Origin of the sequence: Actinoplanes sp. G11-F43 (assembly GCF_050589265.1) — a bacterium.
GTDB lineage: Bacteria > Actinomycetota > Actinomycetes > Mycobacteriales > Micromonosporaceae > Actinoplanes.
Genome location: NZ_JBNZCE010000007.1, coordinates 1 through 1092 on the forward strand (window position 1 = coordinate 1; position 1092 = coordinate 1092).

Below are 1092 nucleotides of genomic sequence, written 5' to 3' on the forward strand. Positions count from 1 at the left end.
AGGCGAACCCTCATCGGACGACCGCCGTTACGCATCGTCACCCAGACGCGGGACCATGAAAAACGACCGCCGCGTTCTGAATAGGGCTCCCGGTCACGGGCCACCCGCACGACATCATCGCGGAACTCACGAGGGTAGGGCTTGGGCACAGCAACATCCTTCCAGCCCGCCGTCACGGCAAGCCATCTCAGATGTCACCTAACGGTGCAGCAGACCCACCCGTACGAGAACAGCCATGCAGTCTGGAACGCTCTAAGCCACGGCGTTGATCATCTACATGCCCTACGTTCGCAGGTCCGCGAGGGCCGAGCGATCCACAACTATGCCCCTTATACGTTGTTGCGTACGGCTATCGAGAATTCCGCCGCCGCTGTCTGGCTACTGGCACCATCTTCCCGGCCGGAGCGTATTACCCGCAGGCTCCGGTATGCATCGACTGACATTAAGGGCGGCGAGGAGGTGAAGCGGCTTATCGGACACGAGGGACCGCGCTCAGAGGCGGAGCGCTTCGCCGAGATCCGTGCCTTGGCAGCTGCGGCCGGCGTCAACGAGGACCGAGCGGCCGCACCTATTGGCTTCCGTTCGATCGTCGAGGCGGCCGGTGAAGAGACTGAGTTTGGCGGTCAGTTAACGCGCCTGTTTTGGCACATGGGAAGTGGTATTGCCCACGGAGACCTGTGGGCGACCATCTCTGTACCCGATGCTGTAGAGCTAGCTGGAACCCCTGCCGGGATGCGGCATCTCCGCATTGAAGCAGGCATGACTGGGCTGTTCATCATGACCCTGGCCGCGATGACGCTGACGACCAAAGGCTGGAACTTGTACGACCTGCGGGGCCGGGGCGTCAACTAGCTGATTCGGAGAGCGACGCCGCACGGAGGAAGTCGAGCTGTAAACGGTCGACAAAGTGGCAGAGCCGGGCCGCGGGCTGCGATGGGGACCACGAGTTGGCTAACTCCGCTATGGCGAAGCGCTACCGGCACATCGCTAAACAGGTACGGCGCGATACGGCCAAGCGGGTGGGCAGTCTGCCATAGGATCAGCTCGCGGGCCAAGGCCAGCAGCCGAACCAAACCGCCGTGGGGGGGGGGG

General features: G+C 62.9%; 1 protein-coding gene. It reads left to right on the forward strand.

Features of this window, described 5'->3' with window-relative positions:
* Positions 1–204: 204 nt before the first annotated feature.
* Complete coding sequence (locus ACQ0O7_RS08380) at positions 205–852, forward strand: hypothetical protein (RefSeq protein WP_430781230.1); 648 nt, start codon at positions 205–207, stop codon at positions 850–852.
* Positions 853–1092 lie beyond the last annotated feature (240 nt).